We start from the raw sequence: 18,056 nt of genomic DNA on the forward strand, positions 1-18,056 counted from the left end.
AAGTAGTTGAGCTGCATGGTGCGCTCGAAATCGTGGAAGCGGTCGTAGCTGGCCTCGATGGCGCGGCGGATGGAGCGGCCGGCATTGTTGATCAAGAAATCAACGCTCCCGTGATGGGCGATCAGCGTCTGCACAAAGCGGTCGCAATCGGCCATGTCGGCGATGTCGGCCGGGTAGGCGATGAACTGGTAGCCCTTGTCTTTCGCTTCTTTGCAGGCTTCGTCAAGCTTGTCCTGGTCGCGCCCGCAGATGATGGTGACCGCACCCGCCTCGGCGAACTTGTGCGCCGCCGCCAGGCCAATGCCCGAGCTGCCGCCGGTGACCAGCACCACCTTGCCCGCCACCGTGCCTTTGAGGCTGCGATCGATGTGCAGGTCGGGGTCGAGGTGGCGCTCCCAGTAGTCCCACAGCCGCCAGGCGTAGTCCTTGAGGTTGGGGCACGCAATGCCGCTGCCCTTGAGCGCGGCCAGGGTTTCGCGGCAATCGAAGCGCGTGGGGTAGTTGACGAAGTTCATCATGTCCTCGGGCAAGCCGAGGTCTTGCATGATGGCGCGGTACACCCGGCGCACCGGCGCCAGCGCCATCAGGCCTTTTTTCACGCTTTTGGGAATGAAGCCCATGAGCGCGGCGTTGATGAACAGGTTCATCTTGGGCGCGTGCGCAGCCTTGCTCAAGATGTCGAGCACGTCGCCCACGCGGTAGCCCATGGGGTCCACCAGATGGAAGCACTGGCCGCTGGCGCGCTTGTGGTGGCTGATGTGGTCCAGCGCGTCCACGACGAAGTCCACCGGCACGATGTTGATGCGCCCACCCTCCAGCCCCACGCTGGGCATCCACGGCGGCAAGATCTGGCGCATGCGCTGGATCAGCTTGAAGAAGTAGTACGGGCCGTCGATCTTGTCCATCTCGCCCGTGGTGGAGTCGCCCACCACCAGCGCCGGCCGGTAGATGCTCCACGGCACTTTGCATTCCTGGCGCACGATCTTTTCGCTCTCGTGCTTGGTCATGAAGTACGGGTGGTCGATGTTCTCGGCCTCCTCGAACATGTCTTCCCGGAACACGCCTTCGTACAAACCAGCGGCGGCAATCGACGAAACGTGGTGGAAATGCCCGGCACCGATGGCCTTGGCCAACTCCACCGTGTTGCGCGTGCCCTCGATGTTGACGGCGATCTGGCTCTCCTCATCGGCCTCCAGGTCGTACACCGCCGCCAGGTGGTAAAAATGGTCCACCTTGCCCTTGAGCGCCTTCACCCCTTCGGCGCTCACCCCCAGTTTTTTGCTCGTCAAGTCGCCAAACACCGGCACGGCGCGCGTCTCGCTGACACCCCAGTACTCACGCAGCTCGGGCACCTTGCCTTCGCTGGCCTGGCGGATCAAAAAGTGAACCACTGCGCCCTTGCGCTCCAGCAGTTTTTTGACAAGGCGTTTGCCAATGAAGCCCGTGGCTCCGGTGACGAAATAATGCATAAAGGCTCCTGTTAGCGGTTTTTTGCGTGCGGTGCACGGGGAAGAGGAATGGCGTTTCAACCCGCCATTCTTGTCCATGAACACCGCGCAACAATTCCGCAATAACCCGCGCCAGCTTTAGTCTCCCGACCCTACACAGACCAGGTCTGTCGGCTTACATTGAATACACGCCACGGCCATTGGCCCTGCCTTATTCCTTTCAATTCAATCCATTTCACGGAGTTCATCATGGTCAAGAAAATCCAGAAACCTGGCACCAGCAAAAAAACCACCGCAACCAGCGCACCATCGCCCCTGTCGGGCGCCATCAAAGATTCGGCCCAGCAAATTTGGCTGGCCGGCCTGGGCGCTTTTTCCAAGGCGCAGGAAGAAGGTGGCAAAGCGTTTGAATCTTTGGTGAAAGAGGGCCTGGCGATCCAGCGCAAAACACAGGCGGTGGCCGAAGAACGCATTTCAGAAGCCACCAGCCGCGTGACCCACATGGCCACCGACATTTCCAGCAAAGCTGCTGGCCAATGGGACAAGCTGGAAAACATTTTTGAAGACCGCGTGGCCAAAGCACTGAACAAACTGGGCGTGCCTTCGGCGCGCGACATCGAATCCCTGATGGAGCGCATCGACACCCTGAGCCAGGCCGTGGACAAGTTGAGCGACAAAGCCCCGGCCAAGGTGGCTGCCAAGGCTCCCGCCAAAGCCGTCACCGCACCCGCTGCCCGCAAGACTGCGGCCAAGGCACCAGCCAAAAAAGCAGCCAAGCCGGCAGCCAAAGCACCCGCCAAAACCGCTCCTGAAGCCGAGGTGCCAACGGCACCAGAAACCCCCAGTGAAATCGCGGCAACCCCTGCCAAAGCGGCCCGCAAGTCTGCACCGCGCAAGAAGGCCGAGCCCAAGGTGGAAGCGGTCTGACAACGCCATGGCGGCTTGCCGCTGGTCCATCACAGGGGCGCTTGACGCCCCTTTTTTGCGTCCGTCCAACATGCTGCAGCGCAGCATGCTCCAACGCACACGCGGTCTACACTCCCACGCATGATGTCCCCCCGCCAAGCCCCTGCCCGCTCCACCGCGCCGGCCCAGCGCACCGCACGGCCCATCCGTCCCCGCATCGCCGTGGCGCTGGCTGGTGGCGGCCCGCTGGGGGCCATCTACGAAATCGGTGCACTCTGCGCTCTGGACGACTGCCTGCAAGGCCTGGACTTCAATGCCTGCGACCACTACGTGGGCGTTTCGGCCGGTGGTTTCATCGCGGCGGGCCTGGCCAACGGCATGACGCCACGCCAGCTCTGCGAAATGTTCATTGAAGACCTGCCCAACGAAGAAAACTTCGACCCCTCGTGGTTGCTCAAACCCGCCTGGGCCGAGTTTGGCCACCGCCTGCAGCGTCTGCCGGGCTTGCTGGGCAGTGCACTGTGGGCCTGGGGCGTGCAAGGCAAGCCCCTGACCAACGCCTTTGAGCGGCTCGGCGCGGCCTTGCCCACCGGCGTGCTCGACAACGAGGGCATTCACCAGCACATCGAACGCCTGTTCAGCCGCGCAGGCCGCAGCAACGACTTTCGCCAACTGCGTGCGCGCCTGACGCTGGTGGCCACCCAGCTCGACACGGGCAACGCCGCGCCGTTTGGCAGCCCGGGCTGGGACCACGTGCCCATTTCGCGTGCGATCCAGGCCAGCGCGGCCTTGCCCGGCCTGTTCCCGCCGGTGGAGATTGAAGGCAAACACTATGTGGACGGCGCGCTGAAGAAAACCCTGCACGCCACCGTGGCGCTGGACGAGGGTGTGGGCCTGCTGCTGTGCCTGAACCCCCTGGTGCCGTTCCACGCCAGCGAGCACCCGCGCAGCACCAAGCGCATTCCCTCGCTGGTGGAGGGCGGCTTGCCTGCCGTCATGAGCCAGACTTTTCGCTCCATGATCCATTCGCGGCTGGCGCTGGGGTTCAAGCACTACGAACGCGCCTATCCCGAGACCGACATCGTGCTGATTGAACCCGACCACCGCGATGCCGAGCTGTTTTTTGCCAACACCTTCAGCTACCGCCAACGCCGCGAAATGGCCGAACACGCGTACCAGCAAACCCGCCAGCAACTGCACGAGCGGCGGGCCGAACTGGCACCCAAGCTCGCGCGCCATGGCGTGCAGATCGACACGGTGGCGCTGCACGACCCCGCGCGGCACCTGCTGGCGCCTGCGCCACGCCGGGCCCTGGCGCGGCGTTCGGGGGCATCGGCCACACAACGGCTGCACGCCACACTGGACACCCTGCAACACCAGCTCGCGCGCCCCCCTTCGCCCACGCGCAGCCACTGAGAGGCTGTGAGTCTTTCGCTCATGCCCGACAATCCTTCCACCGCTGAGCGGACCAAAGGACACCCGACACATGGTCAAAAAAGCCCCCCGCCGAACCGCTGAGCGCATCCTGGAGGTGACGCTCGAACTGTTCAACCGCTTTGGCGAACCCAACGTTTCCACCACGCTCATCTCGGCCGAACTCGGCATCAGCCCGGGCAACCTGTATTACCACTACCCGGCCAAAGACGAACTCATCAACGCGCTGTTTGAGCGCTACGAACGCGCGCTCAACGAGCTGCTCAACGCCAGCGACGGCGTGCGCAACGTGGAAGATGCCTGGTTTTTCATGCACTCGCTGTTTGAAACCATTTGGGCGTACCGATTTCTGTACCGCGACCTGAACGACCTGCTGTCCAAAAACCGCCTGCTGGAAACGCGTTTTCAGGCGGTGCTGAAAAACAAGACCCGGGCCATTCGCACGGTGCTCACCGGCATGGGCCGCAGCGGCGCCGTGGACATCGATGCGCGCGAAGTCGAGCCCACCGCCCAATGCATGGTGGTGGTGCTGACTTACTGGCTGAGTTTTGAATACGTGCGCGACCCGCGCAACGCGCTGGAGCCGGACAACGCGCAACAAGCCCTCATGCGCGGGGCCTACCATGTGCTCACCCTGTTGGCGCCCTACCTGGAAGCCAGCCAGCGCCAGCACCTGCTGCAGCTCACCGGGGCGTACAACCCGCCCACTTGACTCAGCGCAGGGCGCGCACCCCATCGGCGGCTCAGCGGCTCAGCCCATCCACCGCCTGAAACAAGGCTTGGCGCGCCTGCACCACGACCTGGGCGCGCCAAGCGTCGGTGTTGACGTAAAAAGTGTCCCGCATCTGCTGCTGGATCGCCTGCTGCTGTGCCGCCGGTGCCTCGGGATGCTGGTGCAACCAGTGGTCGGCACGCAAGGCATGGATCACATCGGCAATGGGCAAGGTCCCGTACTCCAGGGCGATGCCGGTGTATTCGGCCTGTGGACATTCCTCGTAGGCGGCACCCCACATCAATCCCGTCAGCCGCGCCGATGTGGAGCTGCCGTCGTAGATCGACGTGACCGGCGTCTGGCCGTTGCCGTCCCACCAGCGGCGCGCGCGTGCCAAGGCGGCGGGGTCGTCGTGGCAGGCACAAATGCGCTCGCCCACCCCACGGGGGCCCAGGCCGGTGTGCAGGTCGATCCAGGCCAGGCGATGGGCTTTTTGCGCCTGGCTGCGCAGCACCTGACGCAAGGTCAGGTTGCTCCAGGTGGGCGCGGTGCCGCCAAAAAACAGGCCATCGGCCACCGCGTGCTGCCCTTGCGTCACGGCGGCCTGGTAGCGCGCCGGCCCTTGGGTGGCCACATAAACGTCCAGGGCGGCCTGGTTGTCGGGCCCGGGGGGCCAGGTTTCGGGCAACAGCAGCGCGTGCAGTTCGGCGTAAGCCGGGTTCTGTGGCAAGGGCTGGCTGAAGTCCTGAAAATTGCGGTTCAGGTCCACGTTTTCATGGGTCACCCGGCGCACCCATGAAAAACCGTGCGGGTTGAGGGCGTGGATGTACAGCACGGTCACCCCGGCCGCGCGGGCATGCGCACGCCATTCAGCGTCGTGGGCGGCAAACACCTGCACGCCAGAGCCGCAAAAGCCTTCGGCCCCGTGGCAGGCACTGCTCACGATCAGCAGGCGCTCGGCATCGGGGTCGCCGTCCAGCGCCACGTCCATGGCCAGGGTTTCGCCCTCTCTGCCGGGCAGCGGGTGGTTGTGGCTGGTGATGGCCATGCCAGCGGTGGCCGCCGCTTCCAGAAACTGCACCCGGGCGCGGGCGTAGGTGGGTGCAAACGCGGCTTGCGCGCTGATCATGTGGCAGCCCCGGCGCGCGGCTGGGCCAACCATTTCTCAGCCAGGCGCACCCAGAAGGTGGCGCCCAGCGGAATCAGGTCGTCGTTGAAGTCGTAGCTGGGGTTGTGCAGCATGCAGGGGCCCTCGCCATGGCCCATCTCGCGGTGCGCGCCGTCGCCGTTGGCGATGAAGGCGTAGCAGCCGGGGCGCTCCTGCAGCATGTAGGCAAAGTCTTCGGCGCCCATGGTGGGCTCCTGGTCCAGCACCCGGTCGGCGCCCACGATCTCGGCCATCACGGCGCGCGCAAAGGCGGTTTCGGCCGGATGGTTGATGGTGGGCGGGTAGTTGCGCTTGAACCGGAATTCGCAGGTGGCGCCAAAGGCGGCGCAGGTGTGCTGCGCAATCTCGCCCATGCGGCGCTCAATCAGGTCCAGCACCTCATAGGTAAAGGTACGCACCGTGCCCTGGATCTCGCAGCTGTCGGGCACCACGTTGGTGGCCTCGCCAGTGTGGATCATGGTGACCGAGATCACGCCCGCGTCCACCGGCTTTTTGTTGCGGGTAATGATGGTCTGGAACGCCTGCACCATCTGGCAGGCCACCGGCACCGGGTCGATGCCGTTGTGCGGCAGCGCGGCGTGCGATCCCTTGCCGCGAATGACGATGTGGAACTCGTTGCTCGACGCCATCACCGGCCCGGTGCTGGCCGCCAAGGTACCCACCGGCAGGCCGGGCCAGTTGTGCATGCCGAACACGGCCTCGACCGGAAAACGCTCGAACAGCCCGTCTTTGATCATCTCGCGGGCACCGCCGCCGCCTTCTTCGGCGGGCTGAAAAATCAGGACCACGGTGCCGTCAAAGTCGCGGTGTTTCGCCAGGTACTGGGCCGCAGCCAGCAGCATGGCGGTGTGGCCGTCGTGACCGCAGGCATGCATTTTGCCGGCGTGCTGGCTGGCGTGGGCAAAGGTGTTGTGCTCCTGCATGGGCAGCGCGTCCATGTCGGCACGCAGGCCGATCGCGCGACCGCAGGCACCGCCGTCGCGCCCGTGCACGATGCCCACCACACCGGTGGTGCCCATGCCACGGTGTATTTCAAGGCCCCACTCGGTCAGTTTTTGGGCCACCACCTCGGCGGTGCGCACCTCTTTGAAGCACAGCTCGGGGTGGGCGTGGATGTCACGCCGGACCGCCGCAATGCCCTGCGCCTGGGTGAGAATGGAGTCGATCAGTTGCATGGGCGCCTCTCGGTACCGCTGCGCGGCACATGTTTGAAAATCAACATGGTACCGAAGACACGCCAAAAACCAGCAACCCGCAGGCGACAACCCCCCAGCGATCAGACGCCCCGCCCAAGCAAGGTCAACGGCGAATGCGGCCATCCTCCGTCAGCAACGTCAACTCGACAAACTTGGAACCCGTGTGCTTGTTGGGCGCAAAGTCCACCGGGAAACCACCCAGGTTCACATTTTTCATACTTTGAATGGCGTTGATGAAAGCCTCACGCGTCAGGGCACGCCCAGCCCGCTGCAACGCTTCAGTCAACACCTTGGCGGCCACAAAGCCTTCCATGCCGGAGTAGTTGGGCGCGACACCGCGCTTGTCTTTCAGGGCGGCCAGGTACTCCCCCGACAAGCGGGTCACCGGGGAGTACGGGAAGGGCATCACCTGGCTGACGACCACGCCACGGGCTTCCGCGCCCAATTCATCCGCCAGGGCCTGTGTGCCGACAAACGACACGTTGTAAAAGTTGCCGGCGAAACCTTGCCGGCGGGCGAGCCGGATGAAAGTGGCGCAAGCTTTGTAGGCACCGATCTGCACAATGGCTTCGGGCTTTTGAGCCATGATGCTTTTCAGCGCCTGGTCCACATCGCTGGAATTGCGCTCCACCGTACCCAACGCGGTGGGCTGCAAATCGAGGGTCTTCAGCGCACGGGAGACCCCTTCCAGACCGGCCTTGCCGTAGGCGTCGTTCTGGTAGAAAACCGCAATTTTCTTGATGCCGACCGAGGTGATCTGACGCACGATGGCGGCGGTTTCGTCAAAGTACGACGCCCGCACGTGGATCGCGTAGCGGTTGAACGGATCGCGCAGCGCCTCGGCGCCGGTGAAGGGAGCAAAAAAGGGAATTCTGGCCTCCGTGGCCAGCGGCAAAGCCACCAGACTGGTGGGGGTGCCAATGTAGCCAAACAGGGCAAACACATCTTCGCTGATGAATTGCCGGGTGTTCGCCGCGCAGCGCTCGGGCTCGTAACCGTCGTCGAGCTGTTTGATCTCGACACGCCGACCGTGGACGCCGCCCTTGGCATTCAAGGCTTCGAGATAAAGCTGCGCACCCAGATGGAATTGCAGTCCCAGTTGCGTGGCCGCGCCGGTGAACGGTGCCGACTGACCCAACACGATGCGCTCATCGCCCACACCGGCCGTTTGCGCCTGTGCGCCGGTACTCCAAGCCCCCAGAGCCGCTGAACCCAGCAGCGTTCCCGCTTTTGAAATGACATCACGACGTCGCATACGGTAACTCCTGATATGCTGTTTTTGAGGATCCTGGCCTGCCAAGCAGGTACCGGGCAAGCAATTAGTAGGCCCCATAACATACACCGGTTTTGACCATGACCGAACCGACTTCCAGCACCGACCAACCCTCGTTTCAGAAAAGCAGCACGGTGCTCGGCGCCTGCCCGCACGACTGCCCCGACACCTGCGCGCTCATCACCACGGTGGAGCACGGCGTGGCCGTTCGCGTACAGGGCAACCCCGCGCACCGGCACACCGATGGTGCACTGTGCACCAAGGTTTCGCGCTACACCGAGCGCACATACCACCCGGAACGCCTGCTGCAACCGCTCAAACGCGTGGGCCCCAAAGGCAGCGGACGCTTTGAACCCGTGGGCTGGGACGCAGCGCTGGACGACATTGCCGCCCGCCTCACAACCATCGCGGCACGCGACCCACAGGCCATTCAGCCCTACAGCTACGCCGGCACCATGGGCCTGGTGCAGGGAGAAGGCATGGCGGCGCGCTTTTTCCACCGACTGGGCGCTGCGCACCTGGAGCGCACCATTTGCGCCTCGGCCGGCGCCGAGGGCCTGATGAACACGCTGGGCGGCAAGGTGGGCATGAAGGTGGAGCACTTTGCGCAGGCCAAGCTCATCGTCATCTGGGGCAGCAACTCGATTGCCAGCAACCTGCATTTCTGGCGCCTGGCGCAGCAGGCCAAACGCGACGGCGCGCGGCTGGTGTGCATCGACCCCCGGCGCAGCGAAACCGCTGAAAAATGCCACGAACACATCGCGCTGCGCCCCGGCACCGACGCGGCGCTGGCCCTGGCCCTGATGCACGAACTGGTACAGCACGACTGGCTGGACCACGACTACATCGAACAACACACCGAAGGCTGGGCACTGCTGCGCGAGCGCGCGCTGCAATGGCCCCCTGAGCGCGCGGCGGCGGTGTGCGGCGTGCCGGTGCAGCAAATCACCGACCTGGCGCGCGCCTACGGCACCACAAAACCGGCGGCCATTCGCCTGAACTACGGCATGCAGCGCGTGCGCGGCGGTGGCAATGCGGTGCGCGCTGTGGCCTGCCTGCCGGCGCTGGTAGGCGCCTGGCGGCACCGGGCAGGTGGTTTGCTGCTGTCGGCGTCGGGGCATTTCCCGGTGCAGCGTGCGGCGTTGCACCGACCCGATTTGTTGGCCGGGCGCACACCGCGCACCATCAACATGAGCACCATTGGCAACGACCTGCTGCGCCCGGCTTCGCCCGGCTTTGGCCCGCAGATTGAGGCGCTGATTGTCTACAACAGCAACCCGGTGGCGGTGGCGCCCGAGTCGGGCAAGGTGGTGCAGGGCTTCGCGCGCGACGACCTGTTCACCGTGGTGCTGGAGCATTTTCAGACCGATACAGCCGATTACGCCGACTACATCTTGCCCGCCACCACCCAGTTGGAGCACTGGGACATCCACGCCAGCTACGGCCACACCGATGTGCTGCTGAACCGCCCCGCCATCGCCCCGCTGGGCCAGGCGCGCACCAACACCGACATCTTCAGGGCTCTGGCCGCGCGCATGGGTTTTGACGACCCGTGTTTTGCCGACGACGACCTCCAGCTCTGCCGCACCGCCTTTGGCGACGCGGTGAGCTTTGAGACACTGCTGGAACACGGCCACGCCACCTTACCCCTGCCCGACGCACCGTTTGCCCACGGCGGCTTTCCCACCGTGTCGGGTCGCTGCACCTTTTTCAGCCCCCGGCTGGCCGCGCAGGGCCAGGACGGTCTGCCCGACCACCTGCCCAACTTTGAAACCGCAGGCAGCAGCCCGCACTACCCGCTGGCCATGATCTCGCCGCCGGCGCGCAACTTCCTCAACTCGACGTTCGTCAACGTGAAAAGCTTGCGCGACATGGAAGGTGAGCCCCTGCTGGAGATGCACGCCGACGACGCCGGTGCACGCGGCATCCAGAACGGGCACCTGGTGCGCGTGTTCAACGACCGGGGCGAGTACCGCTGCAAGGTCAAGGTATCGCCGCGCGCCCGCCCGGGTGTGGTGAATGGCCTGGGCGTGTGGTGGCGCAAGCTGGGTCCGTCTGGCACCAATGTGAACGAACTCACCAGCCAGAAGCTGACCGACATGGGCCATGGCCCGGTGTTTTACGACTGCCTGGTCGAGGTGGCCAGCCTGAGCGCCTGATGCGCCTGCGCACGGCCCCCACCGCGCTGGCGCTGGCGCTGAGCCTGTCGGGCTGCGCAAGCACCGGATCGGGCGTGGGCTACTACTGGCAGTCGGTCACCGGCCACCTGAGCCTGATGCACGCAGCCAAGCCGGTGCAACACTGGATTGACGACGCGCAAACCCCCGACGCCCTGAAAGAGCGCCTGCGGCTGGCCCAGCGCATGCGCGCCTTTGCCGTGGCCGAGCTGGGTCTGCCCGACAACGCCAGCTACCACCGCTACGCCGACCTGCAACGCCGCGCAGCGGTCTACAACGTGGTGGCGGCCCCCGCCCTCTCGCTCACACTGCACAACTGGTGCTTTCCGGTGGCGGGTTGCGTGGGCTACAAGGGCTATTTCAGCGAGGCCGACGCACAGGCGTTTGCACGCACCTTGCCCGACTCCCTGGACGTGGTGGTGTACCCGGTGCCCGCGTATTCCACCCTGGGCTGGATGAACTGGGCCGGTGGCGACCCGCTGCTCAACACCTTCATTGGCTACCCCGAGGGCGAGCTGGCGCGCCTGCTGTTCCACGAACTGGCCCACCAGGTGGTGTATGCCAAGAACGACACCACGTTCAACGAGTCGTTTGCCACCGCGGTGGAGCGCCTGGGCGGTGCGCGCTGGCTGGCGCAAGAGGCCAGCGAAACCGCACGCGAAGCCTACCGGGTGTTTGATGCCCGCCGGCAGCAATTCAGAGCCCTCACCCGCTCGGTGCGCGAGCAACTGCAAGCCATTTACGCCAAGGACGGCTGGGACGATGCGCAAAAACGACACCGCAAAACCGAGGTGATGACCGCCTTCCGGCGCGACTACGAGGCGCTCAAAGCCCGCTGGGGCGGATACGCGGGTTACGACCCCTGGGTGGCTCGGGCCAACAACGCCAGCTTTGGTGCCCAGGCGGCCTACGACGAGCTGGTGCCTGCGTTCATGGCACTGTTTGAACGCGAAGGCCAGAATTTCAACCGGTTTTATGATGCGGTGCGTGCCCTGGCAGCCCAGCCCAAAGAAGCGCGGCAAGCGGCCTTGAAGCGGCTGGACCCGACCACTGTCACGCAGTCTGCGCCGTCCACACACCCCTGAACCACAGAACCACAAAACCACGGAACCCCACATGGCAGACATTCACATCCGACGCGACCACCACCTTGGCCTGAGCGGCGCGCGCAAGGTGGCCTGGCAATGGGCCGAACAGGCCGAAGCCGACTTCGACATGAGCTGCACCTACGAAGAGGGAGACGACGTGGACGAGGTGCAGTTCGCCCGCAGTGGCGTCAACGGCACGCTGCGGGTGTCGGCCGACCACTTTGAACTGGACGCCAAGCTGGGTTTTTTGCTGGGCGCGTTCAAAGAGCGTATTGAAGGCGAGATTGTGAAAAACCTCGACCAACTGCTGGCGGTCAAAAAGCCTGCCGTGCGCAAAAAGAAATAGCGCCCTCGGCGGGGCGCACACCTTCAGAAAACAGGCGCGCCAGGCGCCTGCCGAATGCGGTTCAGCTCAAAGACTCGATCAGGTCCACGTACTGCTGCATGGCCGCGTCGCTCGCGGTGCCTTTCAGGCCGTTCCAGGCGTCCCATTTCGCACGGCCCACCATGTCGCTGAACCCGGGTTTTTTCTCGGTGTTGTCGCCCGCCGTGGCTTGCTTGTACAGCGCATAGAGCTTGAGCAGCGTGGCGTTGTCCGGGCGCTCGGTGAGGTTTTTGGAGTTGGCGACAGCGGCATCGAAACGGGTAGAAAGATCGGACATGCGGTTTCTCCAGAGGTGAGGGAACGGTGACCTGATCGGCAGAAAATTTCCATCGGCATCAGGGCAGGCCCGGTATCTTACGGGCAGCCTAGGCGGCAAAATAGACGCCAACACCCACAAACCGCCGCATCCCAGCCCACTGCCCGGTGGCGCCTGAGGACGCAGGCAGCAGGAGACGACATGGTTCAACGCGTTGCCCCAGCAACCACCCGGCGCACAGCGCTCCGCCCGCCCGACCCAGCCAATCGAACGCCCGCCGCTCAACCGACCCCACCCAGCCCCAAAGACCGTGCATCGGTACCGGTCAGCGCGGTACAGGCGCTGGCAGCCACGCTGGGGTTGGAAGGCGAGCGCATGAGCAAGGTGGACACCGCCTGGCTGCGCATGGATTCACCGTCCAACCTGATGATGATTGTGGGCGTGTGGATTCTGCGGCCCGGCATCACCCTGGCGGCCCTGAGCGAACGGGTGCAAGCGCGCATGCTGCCCTACCGCCGTTTTGTGCAAACCGCGCGCCAGGACGCCGCTGGCGCGCACTGGCTGGACGACCCCGACTTTCAACTCAGCCGCCATGTGGTCAGCCACACGCTGAGCCGCCAACCCGGCCAGAGCGAACAGGATGCGCTGCAAGAGCGCGTGGCCGAACTCGCCATGCAGCCGCTGGACCACAACCACCCGCTGTGGCGGTTTGAACTGGTCGAGCAATACGGCGGCGGTTCCGCGCTGATCGCGCGCATCCACCACTGTATTGCCGACGGTATCGCACTCATCAGCGTGATGATGAGCCTGGTGGACGGCGGCGCCCTGCCGCCACAACGCAAAAAGAACCCCGCCAACCGATCCGGTCTGGACGCTGCCGAAAACTGGGTGGCGGACAGCTTGATCCGCCCGCTGGGCGACCTGACTGCCCGGGCATTGGAAGTGGCCGGAGGCGGTGCAGCGAAATCGCTGTCCCTGCTGGCAGCGCCGCAACAAAGCCTGAGCGACACGCTGGGTCAGGCCATGGACCTGGCCCGCATGGGCGGCCAACTGGCCAGCGATCTGGCCGCGCTGGCCTTGATGCCCGATGACTCGCCCACCCGGCTCAAGGGCCAGCCCGGCCAGCACAAGCGGGTGGCCTGGTGCGAACCCATCCCGCTGGACGAGGTGAAGGCGATTGGCAAAGCGCTGAACTGCTCGGTCAACGACGTGCTGCTGAGCTGCGTGGCCGGGGCCATTGGGGCCTACCTGAAAACGCTGGGCGACAACCCGGCGGGCCAGGAAATCCGGGCCATGGTGCCGATCAACCTGCGCCCCATGGAAGACGCCTGGAAGCTCGGCAACCGCTTTGGACTGGTGCCGCTGGTGCTGCCCATTGGCACCGAGAACCCGGTAGAACGGGTGTTTGCGGTGCGCTCGCGCATGAACGGGCTCAAAGGCAGCCTGCAACCGCTGCTCACGTTTGGGCTGCTCTCGGTGGCGGGGCTGCTGGTCAAGCCCGCGCAAGACGCGCTGCTGAGCCTGTTTGGCCGCAAAACCACCGCCGTGATGACCAATGTGCCCGGACCCACAGCCAAGATGACGCTGTGCGGCTCCACACTGGAACAAACCATGTTCTGGGTGCCGCAAACCGGTACCGTGGGCCTGGGCGTGTCGATTCTGAGCTATGGGGGTGGCGTTCAGTTTGGCGTGATTGCCGACAGCACGCTGTGCCCCGAGCCGCAACGCATCATTGAACAGTTTGAGCCGGAGTTTGCCCGGCTGCTCACGCTGACACTGATGCTGCCCTGGGGTGAGGCGGCGGAGCCGGGCTGACGCGGTTCAGTGCAGCGCCGCTGAGCAACGGTATTGAACTCAACTGCCGTCGCACAGACCCAGCGCAGCGGGCTTTGCCAGCGGTAGGGTCGGAGAACCTTTGGGGGTTCTTGGGGTGGACTGCCGCGGACGTTCAGCAGCATCACCGTCCAGCCACGCCTTTGGCGCAACGTACTTGGACGCGTCGAGCTGACGCGGTGCCGTTGAAGACGGTACCGGCTGGGGCACCTGCGGCACAGACGCGATAGACGGTTCCGCCGCCTGGACGCTCCCCCAAACCACGACCAGCCAGACCCAGCTCCCGTGTTGTTGACTCATATCGACTCCTTGCGCAGGCTGCGCTTGCGACGGTACCCCATCCAGCCCAACCCGCCACACCCAGGTACCGCCAGCAACCCGATGACGATACCCGCATCCACCCAACCCAAGCCACCCGCCCGGGCAAGGGTCAGATGGGCCGACACCTGGCGCACCTCTTCCGTGCTGAGCTGGGCACCATGCCACCAGCGCATGCGCTCGACCGTCCAGCGCCAGGCCAGCGGGCTTTTGACGTTGTGGTCCAGCACGTTCAGCGCGTGGCACGCCGTGCAACGGCTGTCCAGCAGGCGTTCCCCCAGTGGTCGCATGGAAAGCCTCTGCGCCTCCAGGGTCTGCCGCTGCGTCTCCACCCGTTGGCGCGTGGCTTCTTCTGCTGCAGCCCGCTCGCGCGCCTGTTCCAAATCGGCTTCCACCCGGCGGCGCTCTTCAGGCGACGTCAGCCGCGTGGTGCTGCCGTAGTCGTCACCCGACATTTCCGCCTGAACGGCGCACACCGTGAGCAACACCCCAGCAGCCAAGCCCAGGCCGCTGCGCAGCCGACGCGGCCACAGCGTTGAGCGTTCGCCGTTCAAAGCTTTGCAGACCCTTTCCAGACCGACCAGGCCGCAGCGGGTTCGTCAGGACAGCGAGCCGCCCCCGGGCGGGTTGGCGTGCCGACGCAGATGAAGGCCACCAGCTGCTCACCCTCACCACAGAAGGCGCGGGCCACGCCCGGGTGCTGGCATTTGCGGCCGCTGAGCGTCTTGGCCGCAAAACCCATGAGGTGCATGGCGTTGAGGAAGTTGGTCAGCGCGCCGCCCGCGCACAGCCATTGTTCGTGCTCGGGCACCTCGGCAATGCCGGGCGTGATGCGGGCGACCCAGGCCACCAGCATGGGGCCCTTGGCTGCGCGCTCGCGTTCGCGCTGAATCTCTTCGGGCGGCTTGCCCACGGCCATGGCGAAGTCGGCGAACAGGTCTCCGAGTGCGTCGCGTTGCTCTTCTTCTATGAGCACCGCACGCCAGGGCACGAGTTGCCCGTGGTCCGGCGCCCGCAGCGCACAGGCCACGGCCTGTTCGAGTTGTTCAGTGGACGGCGCCGGCCCGGTCAGCCACCGGGGCCCGACCGAATGCCGGCTGAGCAGGCCCTGCAGCGCGGCAAAGCGCGCGGCGGAGGCATCCGGCCGCGGAAAGTGGGTACCGGGAAAACCGGCCATGGGCCCAAAACCGGGCCGTTGGACATCGGTGCGCATACAGACTCCTTTCGCAGATTTCAAAGAACGCTCAGAACGTCAGACCAGACCGGGATCCCCCAGGGTCTGGCGCACCAGCCGGGCGAGCGCAACGAATACGGCAGCGGCGGGAAAACTGGCGGCCGCCTTGCGGCAAGCCTGTTGCAGGGCGCCGCCCCAGGCATGCACAAACTCGGCGGCAAATTCCTCGGCCATGGCCTGTGCGTCCGCATCGCCCCGGGCCGCCCGCTCATACAGGCGCGCCAGGAACTCCAGCTGCATGGCCACATGGTCGGGCAGGTCGTGAAAGCGCTCGTCGGGCTTGACCCCGGCCATCTCGTAGCAGGCCAGCATCATCTGCGTGCTGGAGCCTCCGAGTGCGCCTTCGAGGTAGACCCCGGCATTGAGCGTGACCGGCACCGGGGGCACCAGGAACAGGCGGCTGTACTCCACCAGCCAGGTGTCACCGCCTCCGGCACGGGCTTGGGCGGCCCAGCGGGCGCATTCCGCCGCCAGCGCTGCTTTGACGTCTTCCAGGTCCAGCCCGGGCAGGCCGGGTGCCATCTCGGTCAGGTCATCGACCAGGGGCTGGGCCCAGTCGCAGACCGTCCAGTGGGAAGGCGGGGGCAAGAAGGCCTGGGCCAGGCAGTACAGCAGGTCGGCCCGCTGCAGCAAGGCCTCGTTGCCTGATGTGGCCACCTGCGGCTCCTGTACGGCGGCTTCGCTCACCGGCTCTCTCCGCCGTCCAGCGCCAGCTGCTTCTCACCCAGGGCGTTGACCACGTTGGCCAGAAACACGGCGGTGGCCAGTACCGCCCATTCGGTCAAAGAAGGTGTGTAGCTCAGCAAGCCGTGGGACCAGCTGCCCTTGAACAGGGCCACCATCTGGCCGCCGATGACGAAGTCGTAACGCGCCACGAACAAGGCCACCAGCGCTACCACCGCGGCCAGCAGCTGCAGCGACAACGACTTGCGCAGGCCCGGCACCACCGTCAGCACGATGGGCAGGCCCAGGCCAATCCACAGCTCGACCTGGAACATCGGGCGGCTCCAGAGGTAGTGCCACACCTGCATGCCATCGGCGTTGCTCCAGAGACCAGCGATCAGCCGCGAGATCACGAAAAAGGCGTGCGCGATCATGAGCACAGCAAACAGGCCACCGAGCGGGCCGGAGAACAGCGCACGTGTCTTCTCTGGAATGCGCTGGGTGTTGAAGCCGGCTGCCAGGTGCGTGAAGATGATGATGAAAGTCACCGCGCCCAGCAGCGCTTCGACCATGAAGGCCAGTGACATTTCACCGCCGAACCAGAAGGGGCGCATGGCCATCCAGCCATAAACGCCACCGGCCACGAAGGTGATGTAAACCGCCGCCACAAAAGCCAGCACCGCAGCGGCTTTGGGCGGCTGGGCCGCCTTGGGCAAAAGCCATGTGAACAGCAGCCAGGCCAGCCCCAGACTGTAGAAGATCACGCCCCACACCTTCCAGAAGAGCGGCGCCGACGTGGTGCCGCTGAACGGGATAAGCAGCATGGCCTTCATCGGAGCGCCCAACTCCATAAACAGCGCGGCGACGCCACCGGCCAGCGCAGCCATGGCCAGCAGGATGGAACGCCGCGCAATCGGCTCGAAGGCCGGCAGGCGGAACACCGTCCAGGCCGAGGCCAGCATGGCCAGACCGGTGGACGACAGCAGGAAGAAGTCGTAGGTGACGATGGGCAGGCCCCAGAAGATGCCGCGGCTGTCGCCGCTGTAGGCGGTGTGGCCGACCGTCATCAACTGGCTGAGCACGAAGCCGCCGGCGGCGACCAGACCGACCACCGCCAGGATGAGGATGAGCCCCATCGGACTGCCCGAAGCCGGGCGCGGTTGAGCAAGGGTGTTCATGTGGGTTCTCCTCTTTGTCAGGCCTTGGGTTCGTCGGCTCGGCTGCTGGGCACGGCGGCACCGGCTCCACCCGAGAGGTAGTACACCTGCGGCTTGTTGCCGGTGTGGTCGAGCAGACGCACGCCGCGTTTGTCGGCAATGAGCTTGTTGACGTTGGAATTGGCGTTGTCCAGGTCACCGAAGTAGCGCGCCTTGGGCGGGCACACGCGCACGCAGGCGGGGGTGTGTTCCTTGGTCACCGGGTTGTCCTCGTCGAGGTCGGCGATGCCCTTGGGGGCGGTGCTGGTCTTGTGGTGGCAGAAGGTGCATTTGGACACCACACCGTGCGGCTGGATGCCGACACCGTGCGAGGGATCGTCCTGCGGGCCCTTGTAGGGCGGGTTCCACTGGCGGCCGCCCTCGCCCGGGAAGACGCCGCGCAGGTCGGGCTGCACCACGGCTTTTTCGTCGGTGTAGAAGCGCACGCCATAAGGGCAGGCCACCATGCAAGCCTTGCAGCCGATGCACTTGTTCCAGTCGATCAGCACGTAGCCGCCGTCTTCCTCCTTGAAGGTGGCGCCGGTCGGGCACACGCTCACGCAGGACGGGTTTTCGCAGTGCATGCAGGGGCGCGGGAACCACTGCAACTTCACGTTGGGATACTTTCCCTCATGGTAGAAAAGCACGTCCTGCCAGTTCTCGCCTGGCAGACGGTTGTTTTCCATCGCACAGGCCGTGGTGCAGGCCTGGCAGCCGGTGCATTTGTCGAGGTCAATGACCATTCCCCACTTCGCCATTTCAGTCTCCT

The 18,056-nt window shown here is 65.1% G+C and carries 17 protein-coding genes; 7 read left to right on the forward strand and 10 right to left on the reverse strand.

Annotated elements, in window-relative coordinates; translation table 11 throughout:
* A partial coding sequence (locus Q7J58_RS02525; RefSeq protein ID WP_304822964.1) for an SDR family oxidoreductase occupies nt 1–1,469 on the reverse strand: 1,469 nt, incomplete at its 3' end.
* A 228-nt stretch (nt 1,470–1,697) separates the two neighbouring features.
* Between Q7J58_RS02525 and Q7J58_RS02530 the strand changes: the two genes are divergently transcribed.
* The 3 genes from Q7J58_RS02530 (at nt 1,698) to Q7J58_RS02540 (ending at nt 4,500) form a co-directional block, all read left to right on the forward strand.
* Complete coding sequence (locus Q7J58_RS02530; protein ID WP_304822967.1) at nt 1,698–2,375, forward strand: phasin family protein; 678 nt, start codon at nt 1,698–1,700, stop codon at nt 2,373–2,375.
* Nucleotides 2,376–2,495: 120 nt separating this feature from the next.
* Nucleotides 2,496–3,770, forward strand: a complete 1,275-nt coding sequence (locus tag Q7J58_RS02535; protein ID WP_304822970.1) for a patatin-like phospholipase family protein — start codon at nt 2,496–2,498, stop codon at nt 3,768–3,770.
* 70 nt (nt 3,771–3,840) lie between these two features.
* Nucleotides 3,841–4,500: a TetR/AcrR family transcriptional regulator gene (locus tag Q7J58_RS02540; RefSeq protein WP_304822973.1), complete on the forward strand. Its 660-nt coding sequence runs from the start codon at nt 3,841–3,843 to the stop codon at nt 4,498–4,500.
* Between the two features lie 31 nt (nt 4,501–4,531).
* Here Q7J58_RS02540 and Q7J58_RS02545 read toward each other — a convergent pair whose 3' ends face one another.
* From Q7J58_RS02545 to Q7J58_RS02555, 3 genes are all read right to left on the reverse strand, one after another.
* The gene (locus Q7J58_RS02545; RefSeq protein WP_304822975.1) at nt 4,532–5,629 is read right to left on the reverse strand and encodes a M14 family metallopeptidase; all 1,098 of its coding nucleotides are present in this window, start codon (nt 5,627–5,629) and stop codon (nt 4,532–4,534) included.
* Complete coding sequence (locus tag Q7J58_RS02550; protein WP_304822978.1) at nt 5,626–6,843, reverse strand: M20 aminoacylase family protein; 1,218 nt, start codon at nt 6,841–6,843, stop codon at nt 5,626–5,628. The genes Q7J58_RS02545 and Q7J58_RS02550 overlap by 4 nt, the downstream gene beginning before the upstream one ends.
* Before the next feature lie 124 nt (nt 6,844–6,967).
* The gene (locus Q7J58_RS02555) at nt 6,968–8,119 is read right to left on the reverse strand and encodes an ABC transporter substrate-binding protein (RefSeq protein ID WP_304822981.1); all 1,152 of its coding nucleotides are present in this window, start codon (nt 8,117–8,119) and stop codon (nt 6,968–6,970) included.
* 98 nt (nt 8,120–8,217) lie between these two features.
* Here Q7J58_RS02555 and Q7J58_RS02560 point away from each other — a divergent pair, with 98 nt between their 5' ends.
* Genes Q7J58_RS02560 through Q7J58_RS02570 form a run of 3 tightly spaced genes read left to right on the forward strand, consistent with a single transcriptional unit; the run spans nt 8,218 to nt 11,748 of the window.
* Nucleotides 8,218–10,296 (forward strand): molybdopterin oxidoreductase family protein, encoded by a 2,079-nt coding sequence (locus tag Q7J58_RS02560; protein WP_304822984.1) that lies wholly within the window; start codon nt 8,218–8,220, stop codon nt 10,294–10,296.
* Nucleotides 10,296–11,399 carry an aminopeptidase gene (locus Q7J58_RS02565; RefSeq protein ID WP_304822986.1) on the forward strand — a complete coding sequence of 368 codons (1,104 nt, stop codon included), beginning with the start codon at nt 10,296–10,298 and terminating at the stop codon, nt 11,397–11,399. The genes Q7J58_RS02560 and Q7J58_RS02565 overlap by 1 nt, the downstream gene beginning before the upstream one ends.
* Nucleotides 11,400–11,430: 31 nt before the next feature.
* A complete protein-coding gene (locus Q7J58_RS02570; RefSeq protein ID WP_304822989.1) occupies nt 11,431–11,748 on the forward strand; it encodes a polyhydroxyalkanoic acid system family protein in 318 nt (105 codons plus the stop codon).
* Nucleotides 11,749–11,809: 61 nt separating this feature from the next.
* Here Q7J58_RS02570 and Q7J58_RS02575 read toward each other — a convergent pair whose 3' ends face one another.
* Complete coding sequence (locus Q7J58_RS02575) at nt 11,810–12,064, reverse strand: acyl-CoA-binding protein (RefSeq protein WP_304822991.1); 255 nt, start codon at nt 12,062–12,064, stop codon at nt 11,810–11,812.
* A 180-nt stretch (nt 12,065–12,244) separates the two neighbouring features.
* Between Q7J58_RS02575 and Q7J58_RS02580 the strand changes: the two genes are divergently transcribed.
* Entirely contained in the window at nt 12,245–13,858 is a 1,614-nt protein-coding gene (locus tag Q7J58_RS02580; protein WP_336623466.1) for a wax ester/triacylglycerol synthase family O-acyltransferase, read from the forward strand.
* Nucleotides 13,859–14,172: 314 nt separating this feature from the next.
* Here Q7J58_RS02580 and Q7J58_RS02585 read toward each other — a convergent pair whose 3' ends face one another.
* The 5 genes from Q7J58_RS02585 to Q7J58_RS02605 are packed head-to-tail and all read right to left on the reverse strand — an operon-like array spanning nt 14,173 to nt 18,045.
* Complete coding sequence (locus Q7J58_RS02585) at nt 14,173–14,748, reverse strand: hypothetical protein (RefSeq protein ID WP_304822994.1); 576 nt, start codon at nt 14,746–14,748, stop codon at nt 14,173–14,175.
* The gene (locus Q7J58_RS02590) at nt 14,745–15,407 is read right to left on the reverse strand and encodes a nitroreductase (RefSeq protein ID WP_304822997.1); all 663 of its coding nucleotides are present in this window, start codon (nt 15,405–15,407) and stop codon (nt 14,745–14,747) included. Before Q7J58_RS02590 ends, Q7J58_RS02585 begins: the two co-directional genes overlap by 4 nt.
* A 39-nt stretch (nt 15,408–15,446) precedes the next feature.
* Nucleotides 15,447–16,115, reverse strand: a complete 669-nt coding sequence (locus Q7J58_RS02595) for a molecular chaperone TorD family protein (RefSeq protein WP_304823000.1) — start codon at nt 16,113–16,115, stop codon at nt 15,447–15,449.
* A complete protein-coding gene (nrfD, locus tag Q7J58_RS02600; RefSeq protein WP_304823003.1) occupies nt 16,112–17,269 on the reverse strand; it encodes an NrfD/PsrC family molybdoenzyme membrane anchor subunit in 1,158 nt (385 codons plus the stop codon). Before nrfD ends, Q7J58_RS02595 begins: the two co-directional genes overlap by 4 nt.
* A gap of 17 nt (nt 17,270–17,286) precedes the next feature.
* Nucleotides 17,287–18,045 carry a 4Fe-4S dicluster domain-containing protein gene (locus Q7J58_RS02605; RefSeq protein ID WP_304823006.1) on the reverse strand — a complete coding sequence of 253 codons (759 nt, stop codon included), beginning with the start codon at nt 18,043–18,045 and terminating at the stop codon, nt 17,287–17,289.
* Between the last annotated feature and the right edge of the window lie 11 nt (nt 18,046–18,056).

This window comes from Hydrogenophaga sp., from assembly GCF_030656115.1.
GTDB lineage: Bacteria > Pseudomonadota > Gammaproteobacteria > Burkholderiales > Burkholderiaceae_C > Hydrogenophaga.